Origin of the sequence: Streptomyces sp. A 4/2 (assembly GCF_940670765.1) — a bacterium.
GTDB lineage: Bacteria > Actinomycetota > Actinomycetes > Streptomycetales > Streptomycetaceae > Streptomyces.
Window position 1 is genome coordinate 185,845 of record NZ_CALNVW010000019.1, and the last position, 12,987, is coordinate 198,831.

Genomic DNA, 12,987 nt, shown 5'->3' on the forward strand with positions numbered 1-12,987 from the left:
GCGGGACCTCTGGCCGCACGCCGGGCGGCCAGAGGTCCGAGAGTGAGCCGAGGGCGCGGACCGCTACGCGTCCGGCCGCCAGTCGAACGGGAAGTGCTTGCTGGACCCGCCACGGTATTCGCGGGAGAAGTCGAAGCCTTCGGCGTGGTCCGCGCTCACCACACCCCAGGTCGCCACCTGACCCGGTCCCACCTCCGCCCCGGGGGCGTTGATCAGCTGCACCCGGCGCCCGGGGTCCGAGGTGGGGCCGGTCAGCGCCGTGGCGCCCACGCTCACCTTGTCGGACACGGTCGCGCGCCAGTACGCGAGATCCGGTGCGGCATCGAAGAGGATCGGGGCGTACTGCACGCTGCGCACTTCGCTGATCAGTGAGCCGAACTTCCCCGGCCACCCTCCGACGTTGCCACGGAATATCTCCTCCAGGGCGTCCCGCTGCGCCGGCGTGCCCTGCGCGTCGATGTAGAACATCGCCGTCATCGTGGCGTCGGGGTCGTTCACCCACATGTTCCCGGCGAACTCGCCGAGCGCCACGATGCCCAGGCCGTCCAGCCGTACATCCCCGAAGTGCCCTTCGTGGATCTTCCACACGAGCGTGAACAGGCAGGCGCCGTCCGTCGGAGCCTGCGCAAAGGTGCAGGGGCAGGGCGTCGAGCAGCTGCATACGTCGAACCACTCGCCCTTGAGGTGCCAGTTCGTCTCGCTCATTGCTCTCCTCCTCCTGATACCCGCCGGGGGTATCTGTCGGAGGTGAGGCTAGCCCGGCGCTCGCGGCTGCGTCAATTACCCGTGGGGGGTATGTGGGTGCCGGTGGTAGCGGCCCCAATTCGCCCGAATGTCAGGCAAGTTGGCATATCGCACTCTGTGCGGCGGGTACGGGTGCGGCTGCGGATGGGGATGCGGATGAGGTCGACGGTCAGCCGCTCCTCGGGGGACAATCGGCCGCCATGCGGAAGAACAGAGCCACAGTGATCACCCTGCTGATCTCGATCGTCGTCCTGCTGGTGCTCCTGGCCGTCACGAACTGGCCGTTCGCGGGCGGTGTCGCGATAGGCAAGGCCGCCCCCCGGGATGTGGCCGCCAACATTCCGGAACTCAAGGACGGGGCGATCCTGGCCGCGAATCGGTGGCCGGACGCGTGCTCGTTCGTGGACCAGAAGGAGATCAAGGCGATCTTCCCTGACGCCAAGGACATCGGGCAGGAAAGCCGCCCGGTCTACGCCTTGTCGATCAAGGACTTCGCTGCGGACTCCTCGTGGAAGGCGAGGGACGCGTCCGAGTCCGGCCAGTGCCTCTACAGCATGCGCCTCCCGGGCGAGACCTACGCCGCTACCCAGTTCTGGCTCCGCATCGAGGCCGTGGCCGACCCCAAGCTGATTGCCGGCTACGACGACCGTGTCGGGTCAGGAATCAAGACCCCCCAGGGAGCGGGGGGCGCGGACCGCTGTGTCATCACCGGGCTCGCCGAGGGCAGTTGGCACTGCCGTAAAGGTCCGCTGCTGTTCTCCGTGGGCGGGCAGACCACCGTGACCTTCAAGGGCGAGCAGGATGCGGCACCCTTCGCCTGGCGGGACGATGTACTCCCTGAGTTCGTCCGTACCGTCGCCGCGAAGATCAAATAACGCCCTCGGCATCCCCGGCATCCCCGGCATCCCGGCTTCCCAGGCATCCCGGCATCCCCGGGTGGCAGAACTGCGTGCGTCCGAGTCAGCCCAGCCTGAGCAGGAGTTCGGCCAGCTCGACCGGCATGGTGACCATGCAGTCGTGGCCGGTCGGCAGTTCCCACACCTGTGACGGCGTGCCGTTGGGCTGGATCGCGGGGATGGGGCGCCGGCTGATGCCTGCCGGTTGGCCGACCGTGCAGTGGATGTGCGTCCTCGGGATCGTGCGCACGGCGGGGTTGTCCAACCGGACCGGTTGTTGGAGGCAGCGCACCGGCAGATCCGACAGCATCGTGCGCAGCCAGGCGACGTCCGTCGGATCGGTGACCCCGAACAGGCCCATGGGCGGCGGCATTTCGGGGAGCGGCGGAACCCGCCAGCCACTGTCGGACGTCAGCGCGAGGTTGATCCCGGTCTGACTCGCGGGAAGGGCGTCGACCGCGTTCTCGCCGTCCTCCGGGACCATCGCATCCAGGTAGACCAGAGCCGCGATCCGGTCCGGGACCTGGTTGGCGGCGGACGAGATGACCAGGCCCGCGTAGCTGTGCCCGACGAGTACCACCTCGGTGAGGTCTTCCGTCGTGATCAGCCGGGCTATGTCGTCGGCGTGGGTGTCGAGCCCCACCTCGGGGCCGAGCAGATGTGCCTTGTCGCCGAAGCCGGTCAGCGACGGGGCGATCACCCGATGCCCGGCCGACGTCAGCAGCGGGACCACCCGCTCCCAGCACTCTCCGCTGTGCCAGGCGCCGTGTACCAGCAGATACGTGGACATGATTGCGCTCCTTGAGGTCGGTCCGGTGGGGCGCCGACCACGCTGCCGCCGAGACGCCGACCGAGCCAGGGCCCCCGCGACCCTGGGGGTGACAGGGCCAGGCACGCGCGCGATGGCGTCCCTACAGTGGAGAGATGACCGACGGACCGAACCTGCTGGGCGCGTACGTACGCGCCCGCCGTGAGCTGGTCACCCCCGACCAGGCCGGTATCCCCGTGCACGGGGTACGGCGCGTGCCGGGGCTGCGCCGGGAGGAGGTCGCGATGCTCGCGGGCATCAGCGCCGACTACTACCTGCGCCTGGAACAGGGTCGCGACCGCAACCCCTCCGTACAGGTCCTGGAATCCCTCGCCCGCGTCCTCCGGCTCGACGACGACGCGACGGCGTACCTGCTGCGCCTCGGCGCCGACAGACCCCGGCGGAACCGGCGCCGCCGCCGGAAGGAGACCGTTCCCCCGGGCATCGCGAAGCTCGTCGCCACGCTCCCGCTGCCCGCGCTGGTCGAAGGCCGCTACTTCGACGTACTCGCCGCCAACGCCCTGGCGACGGCCCTGTCACCGCGCCTCGTGGTGGGGGCCAACCGGCTGCGGGACGTGTTCCTCGACCCCGCCGAACAGGCCCTCGTACCGGACTGGGAGAACGCCACCGGGGGCATGGTCGCGGGCTTCCGCGAGTCCGTGGGCACCGACACCGACGACCCCCGCTTCATCGAGCTGGTCGGCGAACTCTCCCTCGCCAGCCCCCACTTCAGCCGACTCTGGGCGCGCCACGACGTGGAGGCGTGCGCGGGCGAACCCAAGTACCTGGACCACCCGCAGGTCGGCGGTCTGTCGCTGAACCGGGAGCGGCTGGGCATCGGCGGCGCGGTGGGCCAGTCGCTCGTCATCTACCACCCGGACCCCGGCACCGACAGCGCCGACAAACTGGCCCTCCTCGCCTCCGCCGCACAAGGCACCACGGACGTCGGCGCCCGGCGCGTTACCGGTCGCTCTTGACGTCCTCCACGAACGCGGCCCAGGCCGCCGCCCGGAACACGAGCCCCGGGGTGTCCGGGGTCTTGGAGTCGCGGACGGGGGCGACACCGGGGTGGTCGTCGGAGACTTCGAGGCAGTTGCCGCCGTCGCCGCCGCTGTGGGTGGACTTGCGCCAGGTGGCTACTTCGAGGCAGTCGCCGCCGCTGCCGCCGCTGTAACTGGACTTGTGCCAGGTGGCGATCTCCAGGCAGTTACCACCCTCGCCGCCGCTGTAGCTGGACTTGTGCCAGGTTGCCGTGGACAGGTCGTACTCAGGGCTGGTCTTCATGTTCGTAATCCTCTGCCACTGATTCGATCAGGGCCAGGGAAGCTTCCGGTGACAATGCGCTGGCCCCGAGCAGATCGTAAGTCAGTTCGTGTCGAGCAACGGTGGCAGGACCGTCCTCCAACTGCCCCCACCCTGGGCCGTCCAGATAGGCCAGCGGGGGAGCATCGGAGAAGGCCATCAGTTTGAGTGCGCCGTCCAGGGCTGCGTGCGCACCCGCCGCGAACGGCAACACCTGCACGATCACCCGATGCCGGCGGATCATCTCCGCCACCTTCCGCAGCGCCTCCGCCATCACCTTCGGGCCGCCCGTGGCCCGGCGGAGTACCGCCTCGTCCAGAACGGCCCACAACAACGGCCGTGTTGGATCGTCGAGGAGGTGGCCGCGTTCGAGTCGGGCCTCCACCAGTTCGTCGATCACGTCCTCCGTGGCCGTCGGCTGGTACGCGCGGAACACCGCTCGGGCGTACGCCTCCGTCTGCAACAGGCCCGGGATGAGCTGGGGCGCGTACTCCTTGATGGTCTCCGCGTGTGCCTCGGCCTCCGCCGCCTCCGCGAAGTGGTCCGGGTACTTGGATTTGTTCGCCGCCTTGCAGTTCCGGGCGAAGAAACCCTCCGTGCCGAGGACTTCGTCTATCCGGGAGGCGTACTCCGGCTGCATGCGGCGGGTGCCCGCTTCGAGCTGGCCGATGAACGAGCCGCTCACGAAGAGCGGGGCGCCCAGTTCCTCCTGGGTGAAGCCCGCGCGCTCGCGCGGTGACGCAGCTCGGCGCCGAGCAGAGCGCGCGGAGAAGATGACGGATCGAGTGGTTTCGGGCCGGACATGGTGCCTCCTGGCTGAACGCACGGAGTTGTTGGGCCTTTTGTACTGTTCAGGCTAGCCGGATCTGGACACGCTGTGTGTGGCAGAGCAATACACAGAGTGGAGGACAGTGGTCATGGTGAGGGCGGCGAGCGAGGGGCTCAAGGCGGCGGAGGATGCGGTGGACCAGCTGCGAGCGGGGTTCGCCGGGGTGGGGGTGGTGCTCCCGTCGCTGCGGGTGGACCTGCTGTCGTACGCGAGCAGCGACCCGTTTCCGCTGGTGGAGCTGGGTCGCTGCAATCTCGACACGGCGCTGAGGCTCGCGGACGCGCTGCGGGAGGTGCGGTCATGAACGGTCAGCCGGTGGAGTACGCGATCGACGCGCGGAACGGACGGGTCGGGCAGGTGATGGCACGCGAGGGCGGTTACGTACAGCTGCGGCCGGTGGGCGGTGGCCTGGAATGGGACTGTCCCCCGGAGGCCGTGACCGACGCGCCGCTCGGGGAGGTACTGCGGGCGCGGGTACGGGAGATCAACCGGGCGGGGAGGCTGCCGTGATACGGGCGGGCCCCGCGGGGGAGAAGCCGCCGCGGGGTCCTGGTCGGTCTGCCTCTTGCCGTCGGACGGCTTTCGGACAGTGTGTGGACGCGTGCCGCTGTCCGGAAGGTGGCAGGAGGTGATCTCGGGATTTCGATCGGCGGGCCGGAGCGGGCCATTTATGTACACTCAAGAGAAAGAGTAGGTCGTTTCATGTACATCGAAGGAGGTTCGGTCATGTCTCTCACGCATATCGACATCGATGACGACGCTCTGGACACGGCCAAGCGCTTGGGTGGCCATCGGACCAAGACGGCAGCGGTTGCGCAGGCACTGGAGGAGTACAACAAGCGGTTGGCGCGGGCAGCTGCCTACGACAAATACTTCGAGCTTGCCCAGGACTGGGACCTGGAAGGGGCCGAGGCCGCGCATCGTGCAGACAAGGGAGCCTTCTCGCAGTGAGTGGCTATCTGCTGGATTCCTCTGCGCTCTGGCGCATGCTGCGGGACAAGGATCTCCACGCTGTGTGGCGGGAGTCGGCTACGGATGGCGACGTCCGCTCCTGCTATCCGCAGCGCGCGGAGTTTCTGAGGTCGGCGCGTGGACCAAAGGAGTACGTCGCGTACGAGGCCATGTTCACCGACCTCTACGACGACGTTCCCCTTCCCAAGTCGGCAGCTCGGTGGGTCAGTAGCCTGCATAGGCGTGCTGTCGAGAACGGTGCGCATCAAGCTCTGTCGGCCGTCGATCTCATGGTCTGCGCGACTGCGGCCCATCACGGACTCACGGTTCTTCACGACGACAACGACTTCGTGACCGCAGCTCGCTTCGCGGTTGAGCTTCGTCAGCGCAATGTGCACGACGGTCCTGTCTGAGACAGCCGTTGTGGCCGTGGTCGGTCAGGCGTGGAACCGCGCCGACCCCGGCAACCGTCACCCCGGGCATGACCTCCGTACTCGTACTCGGTATCGACCCGCACTCCGTCCCCGTCCCCGGCATGGACGGGGGCGTCCTGCGTGCCGCGCTCGACGAGGAGTTGGCCCGCTTCGGTGAGTACGGCGTCGATGCGGTGATGACGCTGGTCGCGCTGGACGGGACGGCCGAGGCCGTGATGGTCGCGGCGCTGAGTGCGCGGGCGTGGGACGTCGTCGTCATCGGGGGTGGGATCCGCAAGCCGGAGCCGCTGCTGACCTTCTTCGAGCAGGTCGTGAACCTGGTGCGGCGGCACGCTCCGGGGGCCGCCCTCGCGTTCAACACCAGTGGCGGGGACAGCGTCGAAGCGGCGAAGCGGTGGTGGTGAGCCGGGCTGGTGGGCCGGGGCCGGGACGGTACGACGGCCGAGGGCGGCATCCCTGACCCTCAGGGGTGCCGCCCTCGTGCGTCGGGTCCGTGCTGGCCGTACGGTCCGTATGGTCAGACCCCGGCCGGTTCCTTCAGTGGGCCGCCGTCCGCCGGGCCCGGGTCCGTGCCGTTGCCGGGGAGCAGCGGCGAAGTGGCATCCGAGGCCGTCTCCTCGGTGTTCACGTTGAACTCCGCGAGCAGGGTGCGGCTGAAGCCGAAGAAGTACGTCGCCACGAAGCCCGCGAGGTACCCGGCCAGCAGCCCGCCCGCGTAGATCGCGATCGAGGTGGGCAGCGTGTGGTCGCCCTTGAGCAGCGGGAACAGGGCCCAGCCGGACGGGCCGATCGCCGTCGAACCGACCGTGGTGCCCAGCTGGTTGAAGAGGCCGATGAAGCCGCCGCCGAACGCGCCGCCGATGCACGCCGTGATGAACGGGCGGCCCAGCGGGAGCGAGACACCGTAGATCAGCGGCTCGCCCACGCCCAGGAAGCCCGCCGGGAGCGCGGACTTGATGGTCCGGCGGATCGATACGTTCTTCGGGAGGCGGAGGTAGACCGCGATGGCCGAACCGACCTGGCCCGCGCCCGCCATGGCGAGGATGGGGAGCAGCACGGTGTAGCCCTGCTGCTCGATCAGGGTGGTGTGGATGGGGATCAGGGCCTGGTGCAGACCCAGCATCACCAGCGGGAGGAAGAGCCCGCCGAGGATGAAGCCCGCGCCCGCGCCGCCGTGTGCCAGCAGCCAGGTGGCGAAGTCGCCGATGGCGGTGGAGATCTCACCGGCCACGAACATCAGGCCGAAGAGGGTGACCAGGCCGGAGACCAGCACCGTGATCGTCGGCGTGAGCAGGACGTCCAGGGACTGCGGTACGACCTTGCGGCACCACTTCTCCACGTACACCGCGAGGACCGCCGCGCCCAGGGCGCCCAGCACGCCGCCCTGGCCGGGGGAGAGCTTCTCGCCGAAGGCGGACACGTTCGTCACGCCCGCGTAGACGATGATCGCCGCGACCGCGCCGCCCAGGATGGGGGTGCCGCCGAACTCCTTCGCCGTGTTGTAGCCGACGAACACCGTGATCAGCGACATGAAGCCGGAGGCGATCGCGGCGAGCGCCGGGGTGATGCCGGGCAGCCAGCCCGCGTTGACCAGCAGGCCGTTGATCCCGGCGATGATGCCGCAGCCGATGAGAGCGGGGATCAGCGGGACGAAGATGTTCGCGATCTTGCGCAGGAAGAGCTTGAACGGCGTCGCGTTCTTCGCCTTGCGGGCGGCCCTGATGGCGGCGCCCTGGGCGGCGAGTTCGTCGGCCGTGTGAGCGGTGGGGGTGGCGGCGCTGGGGGGAGTCGCGGCCGGGGCGGTCGTGGCGGCGGCTTGTGCGGTGGCGGCTTGTGCGGTGGCGGTGCGGCCCTCCGCGACCAGTGCCTCGAACTCCGGCGTGACCCGGGCGACCGTGCCGGGGCCCAGCACGATCTGGTACGTGTCGTCATCGACCACACCCATGACGGCGGGCAGAGCCTTCAGCGCCTCTTCCTGCACGAGCGAACGGTCGGCGAGGCCGAGCCGGAGCCGGGTCATGCAGTGGACGGCGGAGGTGACGTTCTGCGCGCCGCCTACGAGAGGCAGGATCGCGGCAGCGGTGGCGCGGTTCTTGTCTTCGGGTGTGCTCATGGTGCGTGGTGCCTTTGGTTCTGGTTCAGGTGGTGCGGGGGTTCCAGATTCAACTGGTGCGGGGGGTGGAACTGAGTGCGGCGCGCAGGTGACCCTTGTTCTCTTCGAGGAGTCGTGTCGCGGTGGGGGCGTCCACGGAGCCCAGGACGATGAGGATGGCGGTCTTCACTTCCCCCTCGGCGGCGGTCAGCGCGGCCTCGATCTCCGTGTCGTCGGCGCCCGTGGCGAGCGCGACGATGCGGCGGGAGCGGGCCTGGAGCTTCTCGTTGGAGGCCCGGACGTCGACCATGAGGTTCCCGTACGTCTTGCCCAGCCGGATCATGGTGATCGTCGAGAGCATGTTGAGCACGAGCTTCTGCGAGGTGCCCGCCTTGAGGCGGGTCGAGCCGGTGAGCAGCTCGGGGCCGACGACGACCTCGATGGGGTGCTCGGCGGCGGCGCCCAGCGCGCTGTCCGCGTTGCAGGACAGGCCGATGGTGAGGGCGCCGAGGGCGCGGGCGTGCTCGACCGCGCCGATCGCGTACGGGGTGCGGCCGGAGGCGGAGATGCCGACGACGGTGTCGTCCGCGGTGAGCTGCAGGGCGTCCAGGTCCTGGGCGGCGAGTTCCTTGGAGTCCTCGGCGCCCTCGACCGCCCTGACCATGGCGGTCGGGCCGCCCGCGATGAGGCCGACGACCTCGGACGGGTCGGTGTTGAAGGTGGGCGGGCACTCGCTGGCGTCCAGCACGCCCATCCGGCCCGCGGTGCCCGCGCCCGCGTAGACGAGCCGGCCGCCGCGGGCCATGCGGGCGGCCGTGGCGTCGATCGCGGCGGCGATCTCCGGGAGGCGCGCGGCGACGGCGGCCGGGACGCTGGTGTCCTCGCCGTTCATCAGCCGGGCGATCTCCTCGGTGGGCAGCTGGTCGATCTCGGCCAGCTCGGGCCGGAACGCCTCGGTGGTGAGGGTGGCCAGCTGGGCGCGGAGCGCGCCGTAGGTGCCGGAGTCGGAGGCGGAGGCGGGGGTGGTGGAGGTCATGATGTGTGCGGCTCTTTCTGGTTCAGCGGTTCAGCAGGAGCGGTTCGGCAGGGGCAGTGCGGCTTGGGGCGGTTCGTCAGGAGCGACGGTGCTTGCGCGGCGGGTGCGTGCGCGGCGGTGCGTGCGCGGTGGTCCCTGCGCGGCGGTCAGCGGTTGCTGCGCGGGGTGTGGCGGTGGGCGAGTGCCTCGTACGAGGCGGACAGCGCAGGGGCCGCCCGGTCGTACGTCCGCTGCATGACCCCGATGAACAGGCAGTCCACGACCAGCAGTTGGCTGGTACGGGAGGACATCGCGGCGGGCCGCAGTTCGCTCTCGCGGGCCGTGGACGTGGTGAGTATGTGGTCGGCGTACTGCGAGACGCGGGCGTCCGGGCGGCCGGTGATCGCGATGGTCGTCGCGCCGTGCTCGAAGGCGGTGTGCAGCGGCTCTATGACGTCACCGGTGGAGCCCGAGTGGCTGATCGCGATCGCCACGTCGCCGGAGCGGAGCTGTACGGCGTTGGTGACGGCGAGGTGCGGGTCGGAGTGCGCGTGCGCGATCAGGCCGATGCGCAGCAGCTTCTGGGCGAGGTCCTGGCCGACCAGGGACGAGGCGCCGACGCCGTAGATGTCGATCCGGCGGGCGGCGGACAGCGCGGTGACCGCGGCGCCGAGCTGGACGGTGTCGAGCGCGGCGGCGGTGTCGGCGAGGGTCTGCTGCTCGTCGTAGGCGAGCTTGGCGACGACGTCCGCGATCGGGTCGTCGACGGCGATGTCGGCGGTGACCGCGGGGGCCCGCCCCGACTGCTGCTGGGCGGCGAGCCCGGCGAGCGCGAGGCGCAGGTCGCGGTAGCCGGGGTAGCCGAGGATGCGGGCGGTACGGACGACGGTGGCCTCGCTGGTGCCGGTGAGCTCGGCGAGACCGGTGACTGTGAGGGCCGCGCAGCCCGCCGGGTCGCCCGCCACGGCCTCGGCGACCAGCTGCATCGAGCGGGTCATGGACGGCGCGAGGGTGCGGACCTTGGCCGCCAGGGCAGCGGGGGCGGGTGGGGCGGAAGTGTCGGTGAAAATTTCCTTCACATTGTTGGTCACCTCTGAAAGATATTTTCGGTCCCGGGTGTCGTCAACCCCCCCTCGGTATGCCGATCCCCTCTCCTGCGCGACCGGGGCCCTTCCGTGCGAGCGGGGACAATGGAGCCATGGATCCCGTGACTCCCCTGGAACAGTCCCTGCACGAAGCGCGCGCCAAGGTGCTCGCCGACCTCGCCCGGCGCGATGTGGCGGAAGCGGACGTCGTGTCGCTGGTGGAGGACGCGGTGGCGCACCGGCGCTGGTGGGTCGAGCAGTGGCCGGACGGCGTGGAGTTCGTCGCCGGGCTGGTCGCCCAGGACGTCCAGGACGCGCTCCTGGAGGAGCACGGTCGCTGGCCGCTCTGTCCTGTTTGCGAAGAACCTCACGCCTTGGAGGTCGAGCCCGAACTGGGCCCCGACCCGCACTGGGTGTGCGCGAAGGAAGCCGTGATCGTGGCCCCGGTGGGCTCGCTCTCATGACGCTGTACATCGACCCGCCGACCTGGCCGGGCCACGGCCGGATGTGGTCGCACCTGGTCAGCGACGTCTCGTACGAGGAACTGCACACGTTCGCGGCCGGCCTGGGCTGCCCGCCGCGCGCCTTCGAACGGGACCACTACGACCTGCCGTCGCACCGGTACGCGGACGCGGTGGCGGCGGGAGCGGTCGAGATCGGCTCGAAGGAACTGGTACGGAGGCTGACGGGGGCGGGACTGCGACGGCCGAAGGGGCGGCCGGCGGCGTAGGGCCCGCGCTGTTCGCCCGGTCCGGATCGGCCTGGTCCGCTTCGGATCAGTCCGGATCAGCCCGGGAAGGCGGCGGTGTCCAGCAGGCAGCCGAACGGCTCCGGCAGTTTGATCTGCTCCCCGAACGGGACGCGCTCGCTGTGCTTGTACGCCCCGTTGAGTGGCGTGGTGAACAGCGTGGCCGTCGGGCCGTGCTCGTCGAACCGGTCGATCAGGAGGTACGTGGGGACGGGCGCGTGGGCGTAGGACCAGAGCTTCTTGGTCCGGTCGTCCTTGGCATTGCTCTTCGAGGTGATCTCGACGACCAGGAGCGCTTCGGCCGCGTCGACGGGGTCGCTGGTGTCCGGATCGGCCGCATCGATCAGCGCGGTCGGCATGACGACGAGATCCGGCACGTAGAGCTTGTCCAGCGGGGCGATGTGGATGCCGAGGGTCTGATAGATCTCCAGTTCCTCGGGCAGAGTGCGGTACAGCAGGCGCTGCACCTTTGCAGCGATGCCGTTGTGATGTGCGTGCGGCGGCGGTACCACGACGATCTGCCCTCCGTCGATCTCGGCGCGCCACCCCTCGGGCACGTCCAGCTCCCGCCAGGCCCGCAGTAGGTCGTCCCAGGGACGACGGTGCGGCATCCGGTCGTTCTCGGCCATCGCGGCGGTCATCGCGACTCCCTTCTCCGGTGGGCCTGACGGGGCGAGCGTAGATCGACTGCACTGCAGCACAGTGCCGTTGTTCTCAGCGTCCCACGGACGAGTGAACGACGCACCGACCCCGCCCCCGTCCGGTCAGACGGAGTCCGCCGTGACCGGCTCGGCAGCCAGGTCCGACGACCGGGCCACCACCAGCGACCCCGACTTCTTCTGGAGCCGCAGGGACACCGCCACCGCCACGATCGCCACCGCCGTCATCGCCGCGCCCGCCCAGGCCGTCGCCGCGTAGCCGAGGCCCGCGCTGATCACCACGCCGCCCAGCCAGGGGCCGCCCGTGTTGCCCAGGTTGAAGGCGGCCGTCGTGGTCGCACCGGCCAGGGTGGGGGCCGCGCCCGCCACGTTGAACATCCGGGCGTTCAGCGCCGGGGCCGTGTAGAAGGCCGACGTGCCCAGCAGGAACGAGAGGATCACCACGGCGGCCGAGTAGTGGGCCAGCAGCGTGAGGGCCACCAGGAACGTCGTCGACGCGGCGATCCCGGTCAGCAGCACACCGAAGAGGTGCGCGTCCGCGACCCGGCCGCCGATCGTCGTACCGACCAGGGCGCCGATCCCGAAGAGCGCGAGGACCATCGGCACCCAGCTGTCGGCCAGGCCCGCCACATCCGTCAGCAGCGGTGCCAGATAGCTGAAGGCGCAGAAGACCCCGCCCGCGGCGAGCGCGGTGATCACGATGGAGAGCCAGACCTGACGGTCCCGGTAGATGGCCAGTTCGCTGCGGAGCCGGGGCCGTTCCGCCGGGAGCGGGATCTTCGGGATCAGCGTGGCCACCCCGGCGAGCGCGACCGCGGAGGCCACGCCGACCGCCCAGAACGCCGAGCGCCAGCCGAAGCTCTCGCCGAGGAACGCTCCTGCGGGGACCCCGAGGACGTTGGCGACCGACAGGCCGCCGATCATCACCGCCATCGCGCGGGCGCGGGCGTTCACCGGCACCATCGCGATGGCCACCGCCGCGCCGACGGCCCAGAAGCCCGCGCAGGCGAACGCGCTGACCACCCGGGAGACGAGGAGCATCGCGTAGTTGGGGGACAGCGCACCGGCCACCTGGCCGAGGCCGAAGACCGTGATGAGGGCGATCAGGGTGGTGCGCCGGGGCAGCCGCAGCGTCGCCACGGCGAGCAGCGGGGCGCCCACCACCATGCCGATCGCGAAGGCCGAGATCAGCAGCCCGGCCCGGGGGATGGACACGTTCATGTCGTCGGCTATGTCCGGCAGCAGCCCGGACAGCATGAATTCGCTGGTGCCCAGGGCGAAGACCGCCAGGCCCAGGATGCGGACGGCGAGGGGCAGGCGGGCGCGTTCATTCGTATCGGACACGCCAGGTGGCAACAGCCGGGTGGCAGACGACATTCCCGGGCGGCCGGGTGGTGCGTGGTCACGCTGTGCATGCGACGGGG

At 70.1% G+C, this 12,987-nt stretch carries 17 protein-coding genes and 1 pseudogene; 9 read left to right on the plus strand and 9 right to left on the minus strand.

Annotated features, from left to right (window positions below; genetic code table 11):
- Positions 1–63: 63 nt before the first annotated feature.
- Positions 64–705, minus strand: a complete 642-nt coding sequence (locus NBY69_RS13475; RefSeq protein WP_250301069.1) for a DUF1326 domain-containing protein — start codon at positions 703–705, stop codon at positions 64–66.
- Positions 706–944: 239 nt separating this feature from the next.
- Between NBY69_RS13475 and NBY69_RS13480 the strand changes: the two genes are divergently transcribed.
- The gene (locus tag NBY69_RS13480; protein WP_250301070.1) at positions 945–1,619 is read left to right on the plus strand and encodes a hypothetical protein; all 675 of its coding nucleotides are present in this window, start codon (positions 945–947) and stop codon (positions 1,617–1,619) included.
- Positions 1,620–1,704: 85 nt separating this feature from the next.
- Here the strand turns inward: NBY69_RS13480 and NBY69_RS13485 are convergent, their stop codons facing one another.
- The gene (locus NBY69_RS13485) at positions 1,705–2,430 is read right to left on the minus strand and encodes an alpha/beta fold hydrolase (RefSeq protein ID WP_250301071.1); all 726 of its coding nucleotides are present in this window, start codon (positions 2,428–2,430) and stop codon (positions 1,705–1,707) included.
- Positions 2,431–2,564: 134 nt separating this feature from the next.
- Between NBY69_RS13485 and NBY69_RS13490 the strand changes: the two genes are divergently transcribed.
- The gene (locus NBY69_RS13490; RefSeq protein ID WP_250301072.1) at positions 2,565–3,425 is read left to right on the plus strand and encodes a helix-turn-helix domain-containing protein; all 861 of its coding nucleotides are present in this window, start codon (positions 2,565–2,567) and stop codon (positions 3,423–3,425) included.
- Here NBY69_RS13490 and NBY69_RS13495 read toward each other — a convergent pair.
- Together NBY69_RS13495 and NBY69_RS13500 are read right to left on the minus strand one after the other, a co-directional pair.
- On the minus strand, positions 3,409–3,732 hold the full coding sequence (locus NBY69_RS13495; RefSeq protein ID WP_250301073.1) for a DUF397 domain-containing protein: 324 nt from the start codon (positions 3,730–3,732) through the stop codon (positions 3,409–3,411). The two genes, NBY69_RS13490 and NBY69_RS13495, sit on opposite strands and share 17 nt — an antisense overlap.
- Positions 3,716–4,554: pseudogene (locus tag NBY69_RS13500) on the minus strand (helix-turn-helix domain-containing protein). Before NBY69_RS13500 ends, NBY69_RS13495 begins: the two are co-directional and overlap by 17 nt.
- 113 nt (positions 4,555–4,667) lie before the next feature.
- Between NBY69_RS13500 and NBY69_RS13505 the strand changes: the two are divergent.
- The 5 genes from NBY69_RS13505 (at position 4,668) to NBY69_RS13525 (ending at position 6,368) form a co-directional block, all read left to right on the plus strand.
- Positions 4,668–4,883 carry a hypothetical protein gene (locus NBY69_RS13505; protein ID WP_250301074.1) on the plus strand — a complete coding sequence of 72 codons (216 nt, stop codon included), beginning with the start codon at positions 4,668–4,670 and terminating at the stop codon, positions 4,881–4,883.
- Positions 4,880–5,089: a hypothetical protein gene (locus NBY69_RS13510; RefSeq protein WP_250301075.1), complete on the plus strand. Its 210-nt coding sequence runs from the start codon at positions 4,880–4,882 to the stop codon at positions 5,087–5,089. Before NBY69_RS13505 ends, NBY69_RS13510 begins: the two co-directional genes overlap by 4 nt.
- Before the next feature lie 216 nt (positions 5,090–5,305).
- Entirely contained in the window at positions 5,306–5,530 is a 225-nt protein-coding gene (locus NBY69_RS13515) for a type II toxin-antitoxin system VapB family antitoxin (protein ID WP_250301076.1), read from the plus strand.
- Complete coding sequence (locus NBY69_RS13520) at positions 5,527–5,943, plus strand: PIN domain-containing protein (protein WP_250301077.1); 417 nt, start codon at positions 5,527–5,529, stop codon at positions 5,941–5,943. The genes NBY69_RS13515 and NBY69_RS13520 overlap by 4 nt, the downstream gene beginning before the upstream one ends.
- A 68-nt stretch (positions 5,944–6,011) precedes the next feature.
- A complete protein-coding gene (locus tag NBY69_RS13525; protein ID WP_250301078.1) occupies positions 6,012–6,368 on the plus strand; it encodes a hypothetical protein in 357 nt (118 codons plus the stop codon).
- Between the two features lie 113 nt (positions 6,369–6,481).
- Here the strand turns inward: NBY69_RS13525 and NBY69_RS13530 are convergent, their stop codons facing one another.
- The 3 genes from NBY69_RS13530 to NBY69_RS13540 form a co-directional block, all read right to left on the minus strand.
- On the minus strand, positions 6,482–8,077 hold the full coding sequence (locus NBY69_RS13530; protein ID WP_250301079.1) for a PTS transporter subunit EIIC: 1,596 nt from the start codon (positions 8,075–8,077) through the stop codon (positions 6,482–6,484).
- Positions 8,078–8,126: 49 nt separating this feature from the next.
- A complete protein-coding gene (murQ, locus tag NBY69_RS13535; RefSeq protein WP_250301080.1) occupies positions 8,127–9,092 on the minus strand; it encodes an N-acetylmuramic acid 6-phosphate etherase in 966 nt (321 codons plus the stop codon).
- Positions 9,093–9,238: 146 nt separating this feature from the next.
- A complete protein-coding gene (locus tag NBY69_RS13540; RefSeq protein WP_250301081.1) occupies positions 9,239–10,162 on the minus strand; it encodes a MurR/RpiR family transcriptional regulator in 924 nt (307 codons plus the stop codon).
- 107 nt (positions 10,163–10,269) lie between these two features.
- Between NBY69_RS13540 and NBY69_RS13545 the strand changes: the two genes are divergently transcribed.
- A complete protein-coding gene (locus NBY69_RS13545) occupies positions 10,270–10,620 on the plus strand; it encodes a hypothetical protein (RefSeq protein WP_250301082.1) in 351 nt (116 codons plus the stop codon).
- On the plus strand, positions 10,617–10,886 hold the full coding sequence (locus tag NBY69_RS13550) for a DUF4031 domain-containing protein (RefSeq protein ID WP_250301083.1): 270 nt from the start codon (positions 10,617–10,619) through the stop codon (positions 10,884–10,886). Before NBY69_RS13545 ends, NBY69_RS13550 begins: the two co-directional genes overlap by 4 nt.
- Before the next feature lie 56 nt (positions 10,887–10,942).
- On the opposite strand, the gene NBY69_RS13555 is transcribed toward NBY69_RS13550, so the two are convergent.
- Together NBY69_RS13555 and NBY69_RS13560 are read right to left on the minus strand one after the other, a co-directional pair.
- Positions 10,943–11,545, minus strand: a complete 603-nt coding sequence (locus NBY69_RS13555) for a Uma2 family endonuclease (RefSeq protein ID WP_250301084.1) — start codon at positions 11,543–11,545, stop codon at positions 10,943–10,945.
- A 123-nt stretch (positions 11,546–11,668) separates the two neighbouring features.
- Positions 11,669–12,880, minus strand: a complete 1,212-nt coding sequence (locus tag NBY69_RS13560; protein WP_250301351.1) for a Cmx/CmrA family chloramphenicol efflux MFS transporter — start codon at positions 12,878–12,880, stop codon at positions 11,669–11,671.
- Positions 12,881–12,987: the final 107 nt, after the last annotated feature.

Coding starts and splice junctions, on each gene's coding strand:
- NBY69_RS13475 (WP_250301069.1), bottom strand. CDS start 705: ATGAGCGAGACGAACTGGCACCTCAAGGGCGAGTGGTTCGACGTATGC.
- NBY69_RS13480 (WP_250301070.1), top strand. CDS start 945: ATGCGGAAGAACAGAGCCACAGTGATCACCCTGCTGATCTCGATCGTC.
- NBY69_RS13485 (WP_250301071.1), bottom strand. CDS start 2,430: ATGTCCACGTATCTGCTGGTACACGGCGCCTGGCACAGCGGAGAGTGC.
- NBY69_RS13490 (WP_250301072.1), top strand. CDS start 2,565: ATGACCGACGGACCGAACCTGCTGGGCGCGTACGTACGCGCCCGCCGT.
- NBY69_RS13495 (WP_250301073.1), bottom strand. CDS start 3,732: ATGAAGACCAGCCCTGAGTACGACCTGTCCACGGCAACCTGGCACAAG.
- NBY69_RS13505 (WP_250301074.1), top strand. CDS start 4,668: ATGGTGAGGGCGGCGAGCGAGGGGCTCAAGGCGGCGGAGGATGCGGTG.
- NBY69_RS13510 (WP_250301075.1), top strand. CDS start 4,880: ATGAACGGTCAGCCGGTGGAGTACGCGATCGACGCGCGGAACGGACGG.
- NBY69_RS13515 (WP_250301076.1), top strand. CDS start 5,306: ATGTCTCTCACGCATATCGACATCGATGACGACGCTCTGGACACGGCC.
- NBY69_RS13525 (WP_250301078.1), top strand. CDS start 6,012: ATGACCTCCGTACTCGTACTCGGTATCGACCCGCACTCCGTCCCCGTC.
- NBY69_RS13530 (WP_250301079.1), bottom strand. CDS start 8,077: ATGAGCACACCCGAAGACAAGAACCGCGCCACCGCTGCCGCGATCCTG.
- murQ (WP_250301080.1), bottom strand. CDS start 9,092: ATGACCTCCACCACCCCCGCCTCCGCCTCCGACTCCGGCACCTACGGC.
- NBY69_RS13545 (WP_250301082.1), top strand. CDS start 10,270: ATGGATCCCGTGACTCCCCTGGAACAGTCCCTGCACGAAGCGCGCGCC.
- NBY69_RS13550 (WP_250301083.1), top strand. CDS start 10,617: ATGACGCTGTACATCGACCCGCCGACCTGGCCGGGCCACGGCCGGATG.
- NBY69_RS13555 (WP_250301084.1), bottom strand. CDS start 11,545: ATGACCGCCGCGATGGCCGAGAACGACCGGATGCCGCACCGTCGTCCC.